General features: G+C 61.7%; 14 protein-coding genes. 9 read left to right on the top strand and 5 right to left on the bottom strand.

Translation table 11 applies throughout. The annotated features are described in order from the left end of the window. Positions 1 to 15 precede the first annotated feature (15 nt). Complete coding sequence (gene atzF, locus ACSQ26_RS06955; RefSeq protein ID WP_436007576.1) at positions 16 to 1821, top strand: allophanate hydrolase; 1806 nt, start codon at positions 16 to 18, stop codon at positions 1819 to 1821. On the opposite strand, the gene ACSQ26_RS06950 is transcribed toward atzF, so the two are convergent. Both ACSQ26_RS06950 and putA read right to left on the bottom strand, forming a co-directional pair. Next, positions 1799 to 2983, bottom strand: coding sequence for a winged helix-turn-helix domain-containing protein (locus ACSQ26_RS06950; RefSeq protein ID WP_436007574.1), 1185 nt, complete (start codon positions 2981 to 2983; stop codon positions 1799 to 1801). The genes atzF and ACSQ26_RS06950 overlap by 23 nt on opposite strands. Before the next feature lie 132 nt (positions 2984 to 3115). Then, positions 3116 to 6799: a trifunctional transcriptional regulator/proline dehydrogenase/L-glutamate gamma-semialdehyde dehydrogenase gene (putA, locus tag ACSQ26_RS06945; protein ID WP_436007572.1), complete on the bottom strand. Its 3684-nt coding sequence runs from the start codon at positions 6797 to 6799 to the stop codon at positions 3116 to 3118. 212 nt (positions 6800 to 7011) lie between these two features. On the opposite strand from putA, the gene ACSQ26_RS06940 reads away from it, so the two are divergent. The 8 genes from ACSQ26_RS06940 to ACSQ26_RS06905 all read left to right on the top strand — a co-directional run bounded on the left by ACSQ26_RS06940 (position 7012) and on the right by ACSQ26_RS06905 (position 15061). Then, positions 7012 to 7485 carry an Lrp/AsnC family transcriptional regulator gene (locus ACSQ26_RS06940; protein WP_436007570.1) on the top strand — a complete coding sequence of 158 codons (474 nt, stop codon included), beginning with the start codon at positions 7012 to 7014 and terminating at the stop codon, positions 7483 to 7485. A 91-nt stretch (positions 7486 to 7576) separates the two neighbouring features. Next, the gene (locus ACSQ26_RS06935) at positions 7577 to 9025 is read left to right on the top strand and encodes an MFS transporter (protein WP_436007568.1); all 1449 of its coding nucleotides are present in this window, start codon (positions 7577 to 7579) and stop codon (positions 9023 to 9025) included. Between the two features lie 482 nt (positions 9026 to 9507). Beyond that, positions 9508 to 10671: an ABC transporter substrate-binding protein gene (locus ACSQ26_RS06930; protein ID WP_436007566.1), complete on the top strand. Its 1164-nt coding sequence runs from the start codon at positions 9508 to 9510 to the stop codon at positions 10669 to 10671. Between the two features lie 63 nt (positions 10672 to 10734). Continuing rightward, on the top strand, positions 10735 to 11595 hold the full coding sequence (locus tag ACSQ26_RS06925; protein WP_436007564.1) for a branched-chain amino acid ABC transporter permease: 861 nt from the start codon (positions 10735 to 10737) through the stop codon (positions 11593 to 11595). Next, positions 11592 to 12638, top strand: a complete 1047-nt coding sequence (locus ACSQ26_RS06920; RefSeq protein ID WP_436007562.1) for a branched-chain amino acid ABC transporter permease — start codon at positions 11592 to 11594, stop codon at positions 12636 to 12638. The genes ACSQ26_RS06925 and ACSQ26_RS06920 overlap by 4 nt, the downstream gene beginning before the upstream one ends. Beyond that, positions 12635 to 13381 (top strand): ABC transporter ATP-binding protein, encoded by a 747-nt coding sequence (locus tag ACSQ26_RS06915; protein ID WP_436007560.1) that lies wholly within the window; start codon positions 12635 to 12637, stop codon positions 13379 to 13381. The genes ACSQ26_RS06920 and ACSQ26_RS06915 overlap by 4 nt, the downstream gene beginning before the upstream one ends. Further along, the gene (locus ACSQ26_RS06910; RefSeq protein WP_436007558.1) at positions 13381 to 14079 is read left to right on the top strand and encodes an ABC transporter ATP-binding protein; all 699 of its coding nucleotides are present in this window, start codon (positions 13381 to 13383) and stop codon (positions 14077 to 14079) included. The genes ACSQ26_RS06915 and ACSQ26_RS06910 overlap by 1 nt, the downstream gene beginning before the upstream one ends. Positions 14080 to 14422: 343 nt before the next feature. Beyond that, positions 14423 to 15061 (top strand): DUF1062 domain-containing protein, encoded by a 639-nt coding sequence (locus ACSQ26_RS06905; protein WP_436007556.1) that lies wholly within the window; start codon positions 14423 to 14425, stop codon positions 15059 to 15061. A 77-nt stretch (positions 15062 to 15138) separates the two neighbouring features. Here the strand turns inward: ACSQ26_RS06905 and ligM are convergent, their stop codons facing one another. From ligM to ACSQ26_RS06890, 3 genes are all read right to left on the bottom strand, one after another. After that, positions 15139 to 16554 (bottom strand): vanillate/3-O-methylgallate O-demethylase, encoded by a 1416-nt coding sequence (gene ligM / locus ACSQ26_RS06900; protein WP_436007554.1) that lies wholly within the window; start codon positions 16552 to 16554, stop codon positions 15139 to 15141. Positions 16555 to 16706: 152 nt separating this feature from the next. Further along, positions 16707 to 17441, bottom strand: coding sequence for a GntR family transcriptional regulator (locus ACSQ26_RS06895; protein ID WP_436007552.1), 735 nt, complete (start codon positions 17439 to 17441; stop codon positions 16707 to 16709). A 176-nt stretch (positions 17442 to 17617) separates the two neighbouring features. Then, on the bottom strand, positions 17618 to 18481 hold the full coding sequence (locus ACSQ26_RS06890) for a DUF1932 domain-containing protein (protein WP_436007550.1): 864 nt from the start codon (positions 18479 to 18481) through the stop codon (positions 17618 to 17620). Between the last annotated feature and the right edge of the window lie 5 nt (positions 18482 to 18486).

Here is an 18486-nt window from a genome sequence, read left to right as displayed (position 1 = left end):
ATCGGAGACATTGTAATGCTGCCTGCCGTGCTCGATCTGACAAGCCTTCGCGCCGCCTATGCAGGCGGCATGAGGCCGCTGGATGTCATCGAAGAGGTAATCGCGCGCAGGCGGGCATGGGACGATCCGGCAGTCTTCATCACCGCCACGCCTGACTATGATCTCAGGGCGGCGGCCAGGGAACTGATGGATCGTGCCCCCGAACCCAACAGCCTGCCGCTCTGGGGCGTGCCGTTCGCAGTCAAGGACAATATCGACGTTGCCGGCCTGCCCACCACGGCCGCCTGCCCCGCCTACACCTACCTTCCCGAGAAGGACGCTACCGTCGTCGCCCGGCTGCGGGCCGCTGGCGCCATCGTCATCGGCAAGACCAATCTCGACCAGTTCGCCACCGGCCTCAATGGCACCCGCTCGCCCTATGGCGCACCTCGCTCCGTGTTCAACGCCGATTATATCTCGGGCGGTTCAAGCTCCGGCTCCAGCGTCACGGTTGCCGCCGGCATAGCCGTCTTCGCACTCGGCACGGATACTGCTGGCTCGGGCCGTGTGCCGGCTGCATTCAACAATCTCGTCGGCATCAAGCCGACACCGGGCCTGTTGCCGAATACGGGAGCGGTACCCGCCTGCCGGAGCATCGACTGCATCACGATCTTTTCGACGACCGTCGGCGATGGCGTTGCTGTCCGCAAGGTCGCCGAGGGCTTCGATTCCGGCGATCCCTTTTCACGTCACGCGGCGCCCGCATCCCTGCCTGTGTCCGGGTTTCGCATCGGCGTGCTCGAAGGTGCGGAGCGTGAATTCTTTGGCGACGCCGAGATGGAAACGCTCTACGACCAGGCCATCGAACGCGCCAGGGCGCTCGGCGCGACCATCGTGCCCTTCGACTATGCGCCGTTCCGCGAAGCCGCGGCACTCCTCTATGACGGGCCATGGGTCGCAGAGCGGCTCGCCGCCGTCGAAAGCTTTTTCGCTTCCAACGCCAACGACTTCGACCCCACCGTGCGCAAGATCATTGCGGGTGCCAAAGGGAAGACCGCTGTCGATGCGTTCAAGGGCCGCTACCGGCTGGAAGAACTGCGCCATCTGACGGATGCCGAATGGCAAAAGGCCGATGTGCTGCTGTTGCCGACCACGCCGACGACCTATTCCGTCGCCGACATGCTGGCAGATCCGATCACACTCAACAGCCGGCTCGGTCGCTACACCAATTTCGTCAACCTTTTGGATTGCGCAGCCATCGCCGTGCCCGCCGGCTTCCGCAGCTCAGGCCTGCCGGGCGGCGTCACGCTGATCGCACCCGCATTCACCGACGACGCGCTGGCGCCGCTGGCCGATGCGCTCCATCGGGCCGCCGGCTCTGGAATGGGCAAGGCGCGAGCTGCGCGACTGCCTGAAGAAAGCCGCGTGGCGCCCGTTGATGACGGCTTCGTTCCGGTCGTGGTCGTCGGCGCGCATCTTGACGGCATGCCCCTCAATCATGAGCTTGCCGGTTCCGGCGGCCGCCTGGTCAAGTCTTGCCGCACCGTCCCGGAATACCGGCTGTTCGTACTACCAGGCGCTGTTCCGCCGAAGCCCGGCCTGATCTCGGAGCCCGGCTTCTCTGGCAAAGGCATCGCGGTCGAGGTCTGGGCATTGCCTCCTGCAGCTTTCGGGGCGTTTGTCCAGAAAATCCCCGCCCCGCTCGGCATCGGCAAGATCAGGCTCGAGGATGGAACGAGCGTTTCCGGATTTCTCTGCGAGGCGCATGCCGTGAAAGGCGCCGAGGAAATCACCCATCTCGGCGGCTGGCGGAATTACATCAATCTGAAGAAGGCGAGTTGAGCGACGCCAGCTGGAACGCTTCGAACCGGGTCAGGGCACTGTCGATCAGCGACTTGTATTCCGCGGGATCGGCATCGTTGAGCCATGTCCATTTCTGGATCAGCAGCTTGCCGGCCTTACGATCGGCCTTGAGATCGATCGCGGCGACGATCCTGTCACCCACCAGCACCGGCAGCGCGAAATAGCCGAGCACCCGTTTGTCGGCCGGCACATAGGCCTCGAAGCGATGGTCATGGCCGAACAGCATCGCCAGCCGCTTGCGTTGGATCACCAGCGGATCGAAGGGCGAAAGAATGTGCACCAATTGCGGCGCATGGTTCTCTTTCGCTGTCTCCAGAACCCCAGGCGCCACCCAATGCGCGACCGCGCCCGCACCTTCAATTTGGACTGGCAGAAGGTCCTTCTTGCGGACTGCCGTGCCGAGCAACGCAGCAACCCGCTTCTTCCATTTCAGGTCGCCATAGCAAATCGAATCCAGACTGACGATCCCCTGCGCCCTGAGCGCCCGCTCGAGCAGATACGCCGCATACTGGCCTTCCGTCGCGGGCTTCGGTCGCTCCCAGCCGAAATGGCGGTCGGACAGTTCATAAGTCTTGAGCATGCCGGCGCGCTTGGCGACAACGAGGTCGCCGCAATAGAAGGCGAGCTGCAGCGCGCGTTTCGAGGGCTTTTTGCTCGCCCAGGGATGATCCTTCTCGACCAGTTCGTCGTCGTCTATATCGCGTATGGAGAGAGGCCCTTCATTGCGGATGCGCCTGATGATGGCGAGATAATCCTTGTGGCTGACACTCGCAAACCAGGATGCAGGCGCGGTCTTGTCTGGTATCTTCTTTTGCTGCTTCATACTGGGTAGGAAGTACCGGAAATCGCGGGTCGGGACGTAAGACAGAGCATGCGTCCAATATTCGAAGACCGACTTGTCGATCGATTGCGCCTGGTCGAGATCGGCAGTCGAATAGCCGGGAATGCGCGTGAACAGGATGTGGTGATGACTGCGTTCGATCACATTGATCGTGTCGATCTGCACATAGCCGAGATGCTCGACCGCCGCACGCGTGGCGTCCGGCCCGGAGCCAAACGGAGCGTCCTCATCAAGCTTCTGCGCACGGAGCCAGATCGACCGCGCCCGGCCGGATGAAACTGAAATCGGCTTCTTGCTCAATGCGGCTCCATCCGGTTGAGAGACTCAACATATCAACAAAAGAATAGCGGACTGCCGAAGCAATCCGCTAGCTCAGATGCAGGAACATGCTGACAACGCATGGCAGCAGCCGTTCAATTCTGGACTGAAATGTCAGCCGATGCTCATCAGGCTGGCATTGCCGCCGGCCGCCGCCGTGTTGATCGAGGTCGAAACCTCCTCGAGTAGCCAGTTCAAGCTGTACGGCTCGCCGGCCTGGATATCCGCTGTCGAAGCGGACTGGACGAGCACCAGCGGGCCGGGGAGTGCCGCGATCGCCTGGTTGATGGTCCGGACGCGCTCGCCGTCACCCTCAACCAATGCACCGGCAAACGGGCTTGCCGCGGCCCAATCCGAGGCCCAGGTCACGCGCGACGCGACGGATTGCGGCACACCGGCGAGTGAAGCATCCAGACCGGATGACTTGTCGATCGTCACGCGGTTGCCGGTCGAAAGCGCCAGCGCCAATTGGCGGTACAGTCCCTCCTCGGACTGCGGCGCGAGCAGGATGTGGCCGCGCGGATGCAGCGCGTAGATGTTTCGCTCACCGACAGGGCCGGGAAGCTCCGAGGCCAAGCCCAGCGCCGAGATGCTGCCATAGTCGCGCGCCGCATTTGCCGCATCTTTCGCACCCCTGCCATCGAGCCAGAGCGCGAAATCGAGCAATGCCACGTCGGTATGGACGGAACTGTGGTGCGGCGGCACCGGCGGAACCTGCACCAGCCGCCCGAGATAGAGCGGCCCACCGGCCTTCGGACCCGTACCGGACAGCCCGCGCCCGCCGAACGGCTGCACGCCAACCACCGCGCCAATGACGTTGCGATTGACGTAGAGATTGCCTGCCTTGATGCGGCCGGTCACGTGCGCGATCGTCTCGTCCAGCCGCGTATGCAGGCCGAAGGTCAGGCCGTAGCCGGTGGCGTTGATATCGTCGATCAGCCGGTCGATATCCTCGCGCTTGTAGCGGATCACGTGCAGGACGGGACCGAACACCTCGCGCTTGAGGTCGGAGAGCCTGTCGAGTTCGATGATCGTCGGCGGCACGAACGTGCCTTCCTCCGTCTCACCCCTGAGTTCGACCTGTTCGACCGGACGACCGAGGCCACGCATGGCGTCGACATGTTTTTCGATAATGCCTTTGGCTTCGTCGGTGATAACAGGACCGACATCGACCGACAGCCGGTCGGTACGGCCGATGCTGAGTTCCTTGAGCGCACCCTTGAGCATGGCGAGCGTGCGATCGGCGACATCCTCCTGCAGGCAAAGAATACGCAGTGCCGAGCAGCGCTGGCCGGCGCTGTCGAAGGCCGAGGCGATGACATCTGCGACGACTTGTTCGGCCAAGGCTGACGAGTCAACGATCATGGCGTTCTGCCCGCCGGTCTCGGCGATCAGCGGGATCGGCCGACCGGATGCCGACAGCCGCGCGGCTAATTGGGCCTGGATCAACCGGGCAACTTCCGTCGAACCGGTGAACATCACGGCCGCCGTCTCGGCCGCGCCGACAAGGGCGGCACCCACCCGTCCATCGCCGGGCACGAATTGCAGAGCGCTGACCGGCACGCCGGCCTCATGCAGGATTCGAACAGATTCAGCCGCGATCAGCGGCGTTTCCTCGGCGGGCTTCGCCAGAACCGGGTTGCCTGCGACGAGCGCTGCGGCAACCTGGCCGGTGAAGATCGCCAACGGGAAATTCCACGGGCTGATGCAAACGACGGGGCCGACCGGCTTGTGACCGGGACCAAGCGTCCGGCGTGCCTGATCGGCATAGTAGCGCAGGAAATCCACCGCCTCACGCACTTCGGCAATGGCATTCGGCGCGGATTTGCCGGCCTCGCGCATGATCAGGCCGAGCAATTGCTGGGTCCGCGATTCCATCAGGTCGGCGGCGCGATCGAGGCAGGCGGCACGTTCGGTGGGCGAGACGGCGGCCCATTGCGCCGCATTACCCGATGCCAGTGCGACAGCCGTGCGCGCGTCCTCATCCGACGCTTCGGTCACCGTGCCGACCACATCATTGCGGTCGCCGGGATTGCGAACCGGCCGTGCCTCGCCGGGCATCGCGTCGGATGCCAACAGTGGACGCGCATCCCAATTCAACTCGGTCGAAGCCTGGAGCGCTGTGGAAAGGTCCGAAAGCAGATCTTCGTTCGAGAGATCGAGGCCTGCGGAATTACTCCTCGAGGCGCCGAAAATCCGACGTGGCAAGGCGATCTGGTCATGCCCGGCGCCGGGCACCGGGAGCGCGCAGGCGACATCGACCGGATCGGTTATCAGTTCGTCGATCGAGACCTTGGGATCGGCGATGCGGTTGACGAAGGAGGAGTTCGCGCCGTTTTCGAGCAGGCGCCGCACCAGATAGGCGAGCAGCGTCTCATGCGTGCCGACCGGCGCGTAGATGCGGCACGGTCGATCGAGATTGTCCTTGCCGACCACCTCGTCGTAGAGCGGCTCGCCCATGCCATGCAGGCATTGGAACTCGTAATTGCCGACCCGGAAATCGCCGCCGGCGAGATGATAGATCGTCGCCAGCGTCTGGGCATTGTGGCTGGCGAATTGCGGGAACACATAATCGGTGGCCGCCAGCAATTTCTTCGCGCAGGCGATATAGGAAATGTCGGTATGGATCTTGCGGGTGAAGACCGGGAAGCTTTCGAGCCCATCGAGCTGCGCGCGCTTGATCTCGGCGTCCCAATAAGCGCCCTTGACCAACCGCACCATGATGCGGCGATTGGCGCGGCGCGCGAGATCGATGATGAAATCAAGCACGTAGGGGCAGCGCTTGCCGTAGGCCTGCACCACGAAGCCCATGCCGTTCCAGCCTGCGAGCGACCGGTCAAGGCAAAGCTCTTCGAGAATATCGAGTGACAACTCCAGCCGATCGGCTTCCTCGGCATCGATATTGAGGCCGATGTCATAGCTCTTGGCGATCCGCGCGAGCGCCTTCACCTTGGGCACCAGTTCGCTCATCACGCGGGCCGATTGCGACCGCGAATAGCGCGGATGCAGCGCCGAGAGCTTGATCGAAATGCCGGGACCTTCATAGATGCCCCGCCCGGCCGAGGCCTTGCCGATGGCGTGGATCGCGTTCTCATAGTCCTTGTAGTATCGCTCGGCATCGGCGCCGGTCGTCGCGGCCTCGCCCAGCATGTCGTAGGAATAGCGGAAGCCCCTCTGTTCCAGCGCCTTGGAACGCTTGAGCGCTTCCTCGATCGTCTCGCCGGTGACGAACTGCTCGCCCATCATCCGCATCGCCATGTCGACGCCACGGCGGATCACGGGTTCGCCCGCACGCGCGATCAGCCGGGTCAGCGCCGCCGACAGGCTGCGGTCGTTGACCGTGGAGGTCAGCTTGCCGGTCACGACGAGGCCCCAGGTCGCGGCGTTGACGAACAGCGACTTGCCGCCGCCGATATGCGATTTCCAGTCGCCTTCCGAAATCTTGTCGCGGATCAGCGCGTCGCGCGTATCGGTGTCGGGAATGCGAAGCAGCGCTTCGGCCAGGCACATCAGCGCCACGCCTTCCTGGCTGGAGAGCGAATATTCGTGCACCAGCCCCTCGACGCCGGAACCGGAATGCTTGGCGCGGAGCGCGGTGATCAGCTTGCGGGCCGTTCCGCGTGATGCTTCCTTGAGGCGTGGTGAAAGCGTCGCGGCCTCGATCAGCGGCAGCACGCATTCGGCCTCGTCGCGCCGGTAGGCCGCGGTGATCGCCTGCCGGAGCGGGCTCTGCGGCCGGATGGGCGGTGCGAACTCGGCAAACAGGTTCTTGTTCTTATCGATCGTCTGAAGGTTCATTTCGGCAGTTCTCCACCAAGCCATCCCAACCGCATATCGGCATGCCGGCGGGCGGAGCTTAGCAGAATCAATTCTGCCGCGCTTTCGCGAATTTCGCCGGTCCTTGCCTTGCGGGATTGCCGGAAACCTACCAGTTTAGGCGAAGGATTTCAGACTTGAATTGCTCAGTATCCAGCGCTATTTCTCCATAAATCGAGGAGATATTGGGCGTTATGGCTACACAAGAGCAGCACGAAAGTGAATTGGACCAATTCGATCATCGCATCCTCGATGCACTGGCGAGTGACGGCAGAATGTCAATCACCGATCTCTCGTCGGTGGTCGGCCTGTCCAAGACACCATGCCAGGTGCGGCTCAGGAAACTCATCGACGAGGGCTATATCGAAGGCTTCCATGCCCGCATCAACCAGCGCAAGCTCGGCATGGATCATATCGCTTTTGCCGAGGTCAAGCTGTCGGACACCAAGGAACAGGCGCTCAGCGAGTTCAACGCCGCCGTGCGCAAGATCAAGGAGGTCGAGGAATGCCACATGATCGCGGGCCGCATCGACTATCTGCTCAAGGTCCGGACATCGGATATCAGGAAATACCGGCAGGTGCTGGGCGAGAAAATCTCCAGCCTTCCGCATGTCGCCAGCACCTCCACATCAGTCGCAATGGAATCCGTCAAGGAAGGCGGCATTTGACATAAGTCAATTGACGGCAAAGTGTCGCGACCGGGCTCAATTGGCTGATCGGGCATTCCCCCGCCGCGAGTTTTGAGATTAGTGTCGCTGAATGACGACTCTCAGCAACGACACAGATAGCAACAGCGGAGAAGCTTCCACCGCCGCGAATCGCTCACGGATCGTGGCGCTCGTAGTGGCTGTCTCCTTCTTCATGCAGATGCTGGATGGCACGATCGTCATTACGTCGCTCCCCCAGATGGGTCTGGATTTCGGCGTTCCGGCGGTGTCGATGAGCATCGGCCTGACGGTTTATATGCTCACCATGGCGGCCTTCATCCCGCTATCGGGCTGGCTGGGCGATCGCTTCGGCGCGCGCAACATCTTCATGGCGGCGATCGCCATCTTCACGCTCGCCTCGCTGTTCTGTGGCCTGGCGGAAAGTCTCGGCCAGTTCATCGCCGCCCGTGCCGTGCAAGGGTTTGGCGCCGCCCTGATGAACCCGATCGGCCGGGTCATCGTGCTCAAGAACGCGCCGAAATCGGAACTGGTCAACGCGGTGGCGTTGATAACCTGGCCCGCGCTGATCGCACCGGTCATCGGCCCAGTGCTCGGCAGCTTCATCACCACTTACTTCTCCTGGCAGTGGAATTTCCTCGTCAATATTCCGATCGGAATCCTGGGCCTCGTCCTTGTCTGGATGTTCGTGCCCGACCAGCGCGACGATGGCGCCGGCAAGCTCGACATACCCGGATTCCTGTTATCGGCGCTAGGGCTGACCCTGCTGCTAGCCGGGCTTGAAGCCTTCACCCATGGCAGCGCCGCACTCCCGTTGATCGGCCTTCTGCTGGCGGGTGGGGTCGTGTTCGGCGTTGTCGCGACCTGGCACTTCCAGCGGGTCGCCAATCCTCTGCTCGACCTTTCACCGTTCAAGATCCAGACCTTCGCGCTCTCGACGCTTTCCGCCGGAACCGCAGTCAGGCTTTCGATCAACGCCATGCCGTTCTTGATCCCACTCTCGCTTCAGGTGGGTTTCGGTCTCGATGCGATCGCCACTGGAACCTATCTTCTCGTCTATTTCGCAGGCAACCTGGCCATGAAATCCGTCACCACGCGGCTCCTGCGGCGCTACGGGTTCCGCACGGTGCTGGTGGTCAATGGCGTCCTCGCCTGCGGATCGATCGCAGCTTGTGCTGCGCTGTCACGCGAAACGCCGGAAGCGATCACGCTCGTCCTCTTCTTCTTCGCCGGCCTGACGCGCTCCATGCAGTTCACGGCGCTGAACACGATCGGCTTTGCCGACATCACGCCGGCGCAGCGCAGCTCGGCCTCGACGCTTTCGAGCATGCTGCAACAGATCTCCATGCTGCTCGGCGTCGCCGTTGCCGCTGCCGTGCTCAATATTTCGGAAACGGCCCGTGGCGCCCAAGGCATGTCGATTACCGATTTCCGCTGGGCTTTCCTCGTCATCGGCCTGCTCGGCGTGGCCGCATCGCTGCGCTTCCTGAGCCTGTCCCGAGATGCCGGTTCCGAAGTCTCCGGCCATCGGCTTGGCAACTGATTGGTCAGGGGTTGGTTCGTCTCTTCGTCCAATTTTTGATGGCATCCAGTACAAGACGGATAGCGTCCGGAACGAGAAAAAAGGCAAGCCTCATTCCGGCATGCATACATTTTCCGAGATAATTCGGGGCTGAATTCGCGCAGGCAAGCCATTTCCATGCGTTTTGGTAATATTTCGACAAAATCAGGAATACATTTCTTGACATAGCGTCGACAGACGCCGAAATTCGCAATGGCCGATGCTTGTCGAATGTCACACCGGATAACACGCATCTATAACTTGCGCTTATGGCCCATGAGAAGAACGAAATTGCCGGGATGACGGCTTTGCCATAGCCTCGATGGGATCGCGGATCAGCTTGCGTCATTCGGGAGGAATTGGCGACAAACAGACTGGATACGGCATGGGTGGAGTTCCACGCCGATAGAGACCGCACCGGAACAGAGTGACGGCAGGATTTCAATCAATCGGGAGGAATGCATATGATTACCAGAAGACTTTTTGTCGCCGGCACGATGACCGCGGCCCTTATCCGCTCCCCGGCCTTCGCCGCTGAAACGGTCAAGATCGGCCTGATCCTGCCGATGACCGGACCCTTCGCCTCAACCGGACGTCAAGTGCAGGCCGGTGTGAACGCCTATATGGCTCTCCACGGCAACACCGTTGCCGGCAAGACGATCGAGGTCGTGCTGCGTGACGATGCCGGCACGGCCGACCAGACCCGCCGTATCGCCCAGGAACTGATCACCGGCGAAGGCGCCAACATACTCGTGGGCTTCGGCCTGACGCCCCTCGCCCTGTCGGTCGCCCCCCTCCTCGCCCAGGCAAAGATTCCGGCCATCATCACCTCGGCCACGACGTCGATCATCACCAGCAAGTCCGAATATTATGCCCGCACCAGCATGGCCGGACCGCAATCCGCAGTGCCCGTGGCAACATGGGCCGTGGAAAACGGCATCAAGCGCGTCGTCACCCTGGTCACCGATTACGGCCCCGGCCACGACATCGAGAAGGGCTTCACCGACGAGTACAAGGCAAAGGGCGGTGAAATCGTCGAGGCCATTCGCGTGCCCTTGCAGAACCCGGATTTCGCACCGTTCCTGCAACGCGTCCGCGATGCGAAACCGGATGCGCTCTTCGTCTTCGTACCCTCGGGCGTCGGCGCGCTGTTCATGAAGCAGTTCATCGATCGCGGTCTCGCCGAAGCAGGTATCAAACTGATCGCCACCGGCGACGTCACCGACGACGACCTGCTGCAGAATATCGGCCCGGCCGCGAAGGGCGTCATCACCGGTCACTTCTACTCGGCCAATCACGACAGCCCGGAGAACAAGGCTTTCGTCGCCGAGGTCCGCAAGGCCAACAACAACATGCGGCCGAACTTCATGTGCGTCGGCGGCTACGACGCCATGCATCTGGCCTATGCCGCGCTTGAAAAGACCGGCGGTGATACCGATGGCACCAAGCTCATCGAGGCGATGAAGGGTCAATCCTGGGTCAGCCCGCGCGGCCCGATGTCGATCGATCCCGCCACCCGCGATCCCATCCAGGACATCTATATCCGCGAGGTCAAGGAAGTCGACGGCGAACTTTACAATGTCGAGTTCGCCAAATACGAAAAGATCAAGGATCCTTTCGTCAAGTAGCCCGATCAAAGGCAGGCGGCGGTAAATCCCGCTGCCTCAGGCGCCTCTGAAGGCCGAGGAAACATGCTGACAATCCTGTTCGACGGCATTGCTTATGGCATGCTTCTTTTCGTTCTCGCCTGCGGTCTCTCCATCACGCTTGGCCTGATGAATTTCATCAATCTCGCCCATGGTGCCTTCGCCATGGCGGGTGGCTATGTCACCGTTCTTCTCATGAACCGCTATGGCATCTCCTTCTACTTGTGCCTGCCGGCGGCCTTCATCGTCACCGCCCTCGCCGGCGCCATTCTCGAGCGCCTGCTCTACCGGCGGCTCTATTCGGCATCGCATCTCGATCAGGTTCTGTTCTCGATCGGCCTCGTCTTCATGGCGATCGCTGCGGTGGACTATTTCATGGGCGGCCAGCAGCAGATGATCAACCTGCCGCCATCACTCCAGGGCCGGTTCGACTTCCTGGGCGTGGGCATCGGCCGCTACAGGCTATTCATCATCGCCATCTGCGCGGTACTCGCGGTCGGCCTGCAGCTAGCGCTCACGAAGACCCGCTTCGGCAGCCAGTTGCGTGCAGCCGTGGATGACGGACGCGTGGCACGCGGGCTCGGCATCAACGTCTCGCTGATCTTCGCGCTGACCTTCGCGCTCGGCTCTGGTCTCGCCGGCCTGGGCGGTGCGCTGGGCACCGAGCTGCTCGGACTGGACCCGAATTTCCCGCTTAAATTCCTGATCTATTTCATGATCGTGGTGACCGTCGGCGGCACATCCTCGATCACCGGGCCCTTCATCGCAGCTTTGTTACTCGGCATCGCCGATGTCGCCGGCAAATATTACCTGCCGCAGTTCGGCGCTTTCATCATCTATGCAGTGATGATCCTCGTCCTGATCGTGCGTCCGCACGGCCTCTTCTCGCGGGAAGGCGGCCGATGAAGGAGAACGTGAGCAACGCCGCGCATCAGGCACTATCGCAGCTTCGAAGTGCAAGCCGCTGGCGGATCTGGGAAATCGCCATCTGGCTCATCGCGCTCGCGGCGATCTTCGTGCTGCCGTCGAAATCCCTCATCCTCACCGAAATCGCCATACTGGCGCTGTTCGCCATCTCGCTCGACCTGATCCTCGGCTATGCCGGCATCGTCTCGCTCGGACATACCGCCTTCTTCGGCCTCGGCGCCTATGCGGCCGGGTTGTTCTCGATCCATGTCGCCACCGAGCCGGTCACCGGGCTGATCGCAGCCGGCCTGATCAGCGGCGCCTTCGGTTTCGTGACGAGTTTTCTCGTGTTGCGCGGCTCCGATCTCACCCGGCTGATGACGACCTTCGGCGTCGCCATGCTGCTCGCCGAACTCGCCAATCAGGCCGCCTGGCTGACCGGCGGAGCGGACGGCCTGAACGGCATCACGATCACGCCCATCCTCGGCCTGTTCGAGTTCGATCTCTGGGGCCGCGCCGGCTATATCTATGCGCTTGTCGTGCTGATGTTGCTGATGTTCGTCGCCCGCCGCATCGTCAACTCACCTTTCGGCCTGTCGCTGAAGGCGATCAAACGCAACACGCGGCGCGCCGAGATGCTCGGCATCTCACCGACACGGCGGATCGTGGCTGTCTATACGATCTCCGCGATCTATGCCGGCATGTCAGGCGCGCTTCTCGCCCAGACAACCAGCTTCGTTTCGCTCGATGTGCTGGCCTTCAGCCGTTCCGCCGATGTGCTGCTGGTCTTGGTGATAGGCGGCGCCGGTTATCTCTATGGCGGGCTGATCGGAGCGGTGATCTTCTCGATCCTCCGTGACTGGCTCTCCATCATCACTCCGCAATACTGGATGTTCTGGATCGGCCTGATCTTGATCGTCATCGTGCTGATCGGCCGCGAGCGCATCACGCGCTGGCAGAATTTCCTGCCGGGCTCGGAAAGCCGTCGGCTGGCCAAGGCGAAGGCGGCGGCTGCGGCTGCGGCTGCGGAGGATCATCCATGACTTTCGCGCTCGAAACCCGCAATCTGACAAAACGCTTCGGCGGCTTCGTCGTGACCAGTGATGTGTCGCTCAAGATCGCCCAGGGCGCGCGCCATGCGCTGATCGGCCCGAACGGTGCCGGCAAGACGACGATCATAAACCTCCTGACCGGCGTGCTGACCGCAGACAGCGGACAGGTGCTTCTTGGCGGCGAGGAGATCACCACCCTGCCCGCCCATAAGCGTGTCGGTCGTGGATTGACCCGCACGTTCCAGATCAACCAGTTGTTCGGCGATTTTACGCCGCTCGAATCGGTGATGCTGGCCATATCCGAACGCGAAGGCCGCGGGCGTCTGGCATGGCAGGCACTGCCATCGGAACGCAAGATCATCGACGAGGCCGCCGCGATCATCGAGCGGTTCCGGCTCGCCGACGTCATGGGCTCGCCCACTACGCTCCTGCCCTATGGCAAGCAGCGCCTACTGGAGATCGCACTCGCGATAGCAGCCAAGCCGCGCGTGCTGCTGCTAGACGAGCCAGCCGCCGGCGTGCCCGAGGAGGAGCGGCACGAAGTGCTGGCGCTGGTCCGCGAACTTCCCGCCGATGTGACCGTCGTGCTGATCGAGCACGACATGGACCTCGTCTTCTCCTTCGCCGATCGTATCTCCGTGCTCGCTGCAGGCGCGCTCTTCGCCGAAGGCACGGTCGCTGAGATATCTAAGAACCCGCAAGTCAAGGCCATCTACCTCGGGGAGGATGCGTGATGGCCGAACTGCTCCGCGTGGATAAGCTCGTCGCCGGCTATGGCGATGCTAAGGTGCTGGCACAGGTCGAATTCTCGCTCGAAGAAGGCCGGTCGCTGGCACTCCTGGGTCGCAACGGCGCCGGCAAGACCACGCTCCTCAATTCGATCGTCGGCGTCACCACCCGGCATTCCGGCACGATCCACTTCGCCAGCCGCGACATCAGCCGGCTGCGCGCCGAAAACCGCGCGGCACTCGGCATCGGATGGGTGCCGCAGGAGCGCAATATTTTTCGATCGCTGACCGTTGAGGAAAACCTCACGGCCATCGCGCGGCGCGGACCATGGGATACGGCGCGCGTCTACGGCATGTTCCCGCGCCTCAAGGAGCGCAGCCGCAACCTCGGCAACCAGCTTTCGGGTGGCGAACAACAGATGTTGGCCGTCGGCCGCGCGTTGATGCTCAACCCCAAGATTCTACTGCTCGACGAGCCACTCGAAGGCCTCGCCCCGATCATCGTCGATGAACTCTTGGCAGCGCTCCGCAACATCGTCACCGGCGAAGGCATGTCGGCGATCATCGTCGAGCAGAAGGCACGCAAGGTGTTGCCGTTGACCGACGAGGTGATCGTGCTGGAACGCGGCGGCATCATCTATCGCGACACGTCTGCGGCGCTGCTTGCCTCGCCCGAGACGCTGGAAAAGCACCTGAGCGTCTGATCACTCCAGGTTTCACTGTGGCCTTTCTGCACTTCAAGAGATGAGCAACCTCTGCTATCTCTCATCATGAAAAGCTTGGCATCCTGAGGTTCTGCTTTGCCGTCGTAAACACCGGTCTCATCCAGATTCACCCGCATGGGGCAGGATAGCATCCGCTATTCTGGCTCGTGATCTGTTCGCGGGGTGGTGGTCTGAGACCGGTTTGGCATCGTTGAAATGTGCCATGCGCAGCGCACCTGCTGCCGCCAACTCTTCAGTCACCCGAAACCTCGCCATGCCGTGCCCGTAACGGGCTGTCCCTGCCGCCATCCTGGTGAACTTCCCAAGGGAAGACCAAGACGGCATGTCCAATATCCTCAATGTAAAATGGACCATCATTCCGACCAACGCACCGCAACCATGGATGACCTGCAGCGGATGCGGCGGGCCAAGACCCTTCAAATGCAGTGACAAGCCGAGGCTCAACGCCAACGGCAGGCGGCTCGACGCGTGGCTGATCTACAAATGCACCGGTTGCGACAAGACTTGGAACCGCACGCTGTTCGAACGCCGAAACGTGCGGGATATCGACCCCGCCACGCTCGAGGCACTGCAAAGCAACGACCCGAACTGGATTCGCGGCCATGCATTCGACATTGGCGCGCTCGGCCGTTTTGCCAAGCGCATCGATGCGTGCGCGGATTGCCTTATCGACAAGTCGGAGGCATGCGATATCGAAGGATGGAACATACTCCAGATCGATCTCTCGGCGCCGTTCACCACTAGTCTACGGCTCGACCGCATGCTGGCGAACGAACTCGGCCTGTCGCGCAGCCGACTTCAGGCATTGCATGAAGCTAAAGCTCTGAGGATCGAGGCGTGTCGAAAACAGGCACTGAGGCGGCCAGCCCAGAACGGATCGCGCATCACACTCGATCTGCCTGATGAGGCCGATCGTCGATCGATCGGCGAACGCGCAACTGGCTCGTCGACCACAGAATAATAGTGTCGCGAAAAATAGAAACGGCGCCCTACCCCATAGGACGCCGCTCCTTCGCTGATCGCAAATCCGAGAAAGCGCTACGAGGCCTTCTTTGTCCGCCAGCTATCGGCATAGTGCTCACGGGCTTCCGCCGCATAAGGTGTCGGCGACACGCGCACGCGGATTTCCTTCTGCTTGTGGCGCTCGGTCGAGGTCTTGCCGGAGCCGCCATTCGGCTCGCCCCAGACCAGCGTCAGCACCTCGCCGACCTCGATATCGTGATTGACGATGCCGAGCGACAGCATGCAGCGTTCGTTGTAGGAATAGCCGTTGAACATCGACATGCCGACCTTCTTGCCGCCCTTGAGGATCAGGTCGGCGCTGGTCGAGGCGTAATTCGGCTGCGGGAAATCGATCCACTTGTAGTGATCCTCGCCCGGCCGGAAGGCGGAGGCGATGACATCGACGACGTCCTCGGCGTTCCACTCGAATGTCACCTTCTTGCGGTGCGTCTGGCCCTTCATCTTCTCGAGCGCGGCCTTGCCGATGAAATCGTCCTTCTTCCAGCCGACATAGAAATCATAGCCGAGTTCGAACGGATTGACGTAGTAGTCCTCGATATTGTCGGACACGAAGCTGCCGCCGATCGCCCCCATCGCCTCGTAGCTGTCTGCGCCGAGCCAGTCGCGATAGGCCGCCAGCATGCCGTCGCCGGTATAGATGCCCGGCAGCGGCGACGGGATCCAGCCCGATTCCAGCGTATTGGTCGAATAGGCGCGGCTGCCGCAACGGACAATATCGACGCCCGCGGCCTTGGCCGCTTCGAGGATGCAGGACAGGATATAGCTCTTGTCCTCGTACGGACCCCAGATTTCCAGGCCCGGTGCACCGGACATGCCGTGGCGCAGCGCCTTCACCTTCTTGGAGCCGACATTGATCTGATCGACATGGAAGAACTTGATGTCGGGGATCGGCCCGCCATTCATCTTTTCGAAGATCTTCGGCGCGTCCGGACCCTGGATCTGGTAGCGGTAATGCGTGCGGATGACCCGCTCGCCCTCGGGCCGCGACGGCGAGCGCGGATCGTATTTGAGCCGCACATTCCACTTGCCATAAGCGGCGCAGAACATCAGCCAATTGGAGGTCGGCGCCCGGCCGACGAGAACGAATTTGTCCTGCCGCTCACGAAACACGATCTGGTCGCCGATCACATGCCCGTTCGGCGTCACCGGCACGAAATGCTTGGCGCGATTGAGGTCGAAATTCGAGAACGCGTTGATGCCGTGATAAGCGAGAAATTTCTCGGCATCAGGCCCTTCTACCGTGAGTTCATCCATGTGGTGCGATTGATCGAAAAGCACCGCCGAGTTCCGCCATGCGGCCTGTTCGTCACGCCAGTTGGTGAATTCGCCCGCGACCACCGGGTATACATACATGCCGATCTTGGAATTGCGTAGCATCTCCACGGCACTGGAATTCTTGTTCAAGACATCGGTCAAGCTTGACATTGCCATCTGAGTTCCTCCCTCTGGGCATTTCAATATGTATACATTGAACGCCGATTGCGGGCCAATTGCAAGTCAAAAATTCGCCTGCACCCGGATCGAGAAGGCAAGAAAAAGGGGTAGCCCGAGGCCACCCCATTGAAAACGCCGGCTTTGCCGCGTCAGTGGCGAATGAATGCCAGCCCGCGAACCTTGGAAATCAGCCCCGGATCTTCCGCCAGAATATATTCAAGATTGCGCCGCGCCGTGCGCGCATGCTCCCGGGCAATCGCTTCGGCGCGACTGCCTTCGCGGGCCGAAATCGCCGCCACCATTAGCCGGTGCTGCTCCTGTGCACCGCGCAACGAACGCCGAAAGCTGGCGATGTCGGCCTTGTCAGGCAGAAAGGCCGAGGGTGACGCGAAAGGCAGCGAACTCGCCCGCTCGACCTCGCGCCGGATCATCTCGCTACCGGAGAGCGCCGCAAGCTGGTGATGGAAGCGTTCGTTGAGTTCCGAATAGGCGTCGAAATCCACCTCATCGAGCTTTTCGCCAAAACAGTCATCCAGCAATCTTACAGTTTCGCTAATCTTCTCAATCGCTTCCGTCTCGACACCGCGCTCGGCCGCCAGCCGTGCAGCCATGCCCTCCATCACGCCACGTACCTCTATGGCATCAATCACGTCGGAAAAACCGAAGCGTCGCACCACGAACCCCCCGCTCGGCAAACGATCGAGCAGCCCCTCTTCGGTAAGCCGCGAAAGCGCCTCGCGAACCGGCGTGCGGGAAATGTCGAGAAGCTCGGCCAGCGGCACCTCGAAGAGACGGGTTCCGCCCTGCAATTCACCGCTGAGAATCTTCTCGCGCAACTCAATCACGGCCCTTCGGCCATGCGTCGCGGTTTCACTCTGTTTCACCAACACCTCCAGGCGAGTCCCCATGCGGCACCAGGATATCAACTCCGGACCAATGGGTCACGCACGCATCGACCACCCTGCACTTGCCGTAGGATTGTATGCACGACGCTCACAATATCAAGAAGATGCCGAGCCACGTCCCCACAAACGCACATCCAAGCTAGAATGTATACATTCTAGCGCTGCTCGCCCAACCGAGCTGCAAGCACACGCGCCACCGTTTCCTCAAGAGTGACGCTCTTCCAAACACCTGATGCACCAGTCCTATCGTGCACCTGCGCGATCTCGCGAGCGAGATTACCGTTGAGTCCCAGGGCATCGAGGGTGGCGGCGCTTTCCTGCATCTCCGCCGCGCGACGCTTGCCATGGATCGCGGTCCGCTCGAACTGGTATTCCGCGAATTTCGGCCAGTCGAGACCGGGAAAGGAGCCGGAAAGCGATGCAAGAATCTCGCCGAAACATCCGGCGGCCAGCGCAGCCAGCAACGCCTCCACGGTGATCGCCTCCAGCCCTTTGATGAAAAGCGAACGCACCATCTTGATCGCGGTGGCCGCGCCGGGCGCCGAACCCGCGATCGAAGCGGAAAAGCCGAGCGCTTCGAGCTCCGGCAGCAACCGCTCCGCCGCATCGCCTGCGATCAAGACGGGCGTCCGGTGCTTGCGCGGATGGACCGGCGCCATCACGGCCATATCGAGATAAGTTGCCCCCGCAGCTTCCACAGCGACAGCGGTCTGCCGCTTGCGATCGGGCGAGACCGAGTTGATATCGATCAGCACCTGGCCCTGCCTGAGATGCGGCAGCAGCGGCTCGACCGCGAGCAGGCTCTGGTCGGCGGTGACGGCGCTGAAGATCCAGTCGGCTTCGGCCAGACCGGCGATCGCGCTGGCGACAATGCCGCCGCGGCTTTCAATCGCCCGGCTCATCGTTTCGTCATCGCGGCCGAGAAGAATGTCATAGGCGATGAAAGCCAGCCCTTGCCGCGACAGGCTTTCATGGAAGGCGCGCGCCGCTTCACCATATCCGAGGAAGCCGATCTTCATCCCCT

The organism is Rhizobium sp. LjRoot254 (assembly GCF_964254105.1).
GTDB lineage: Bacteria > Pseudomonadota > Alphaproteobacteria > Rhizobiales > Rhizobiaceae > Rhizobium_E.
Note: the sequence above shows the minus strand (reverse complement) of the source record. Positions and strands in the feature narration are given on the sequence as shown.

Excerpts from the sequence above, each read along its gene's own strand:
- ACSQ26_RS06930 (WP_436007566.1), top strand. The coding sequence starts at position 9,508 with ATGATTACCAGAAGACTTTTTGTCGCCGGCACGATGACCGCGGCCCTT.
- ACSQ26_RS06940 (WP_436007570.1), top strand. The coding sequence starts at position 7,012 with ATGGCTACACAAGAGCAGCACGAAAGTGAATTGGACCAATTCGATCAT.
- ACSQ26_RS06905 (WP_436007556.1), top strand. The coding sequence starts at position 14,423 with ATGTCCAATATCCTCAATGTAAAATGGACCATCATTCCGACCAACGCA.
- ACSQ26_RS06920 (WP_436007562.1), top strand. The coding sequence starts at position 11,592 with ATGAAGGAGAACGTGAGCAACGCCGCGCATCAGGCACTATCGCAGCTT.
- putA (WP_436007572.1), bottom strand. The coding sequence starts at position 6,799 with ATGAACCTTCAGACGATCGATAAGAACAAGAACCTGTTTGCCGAGTTC.
- ACSQ26_RS06915 (WP_436007560.1), top strand. The coding sequence starts at position 12,635 with ATGACTTTCGCGCTCGAAACCCGCAATCTGACAAAACGCTTCGGCGGC.
- atzF (WP_436007576.1), top strand. The coding sequence starts at position 16 with ATGCTGCCTGCCGTGCTCGATCTGACAAGCCTTCGCGCCGCCTATGCA.
- ACSQ26_RS06935 (WP_436007568.1), top strand. The coding sequence starts at position 7,577 with ATGACGACTCTCAGCAACGACACAGATAGCAACAGCGGAGAAGCTTCC.
- ACSQ26_RS06910 (WP_436007558.1), top strand. The coding sequence starts at position 13,381 with ATGGCCGAACTGCTCCGCGTGGATAAGCTCGTCGCCGGCTATGGCGAT.
- ACSQ26_RS06890 (WP_436007550.1), bottom strand. The coding sequence starts at position 18,481 with ATGAAGATCGGCTTCCTCGGATATGGTGAAGCGGCGCGCGCCTTCCAT.
- ACSQ26_RS06925 (WP_436007564.1), top strand. The coding sequence starts at position 10,735 with ATGCTGACAATCCTGTTCGACGGCATTGCTTATGGCATGCTTCTTTTC.
- ligM (WP_436007554.1), bottom strand. The coding sequence starts at position 16,554 with ATGGCAATGTCAAGCTTGACCGATGTCTTGAACAAGAATTCCAGTGCC.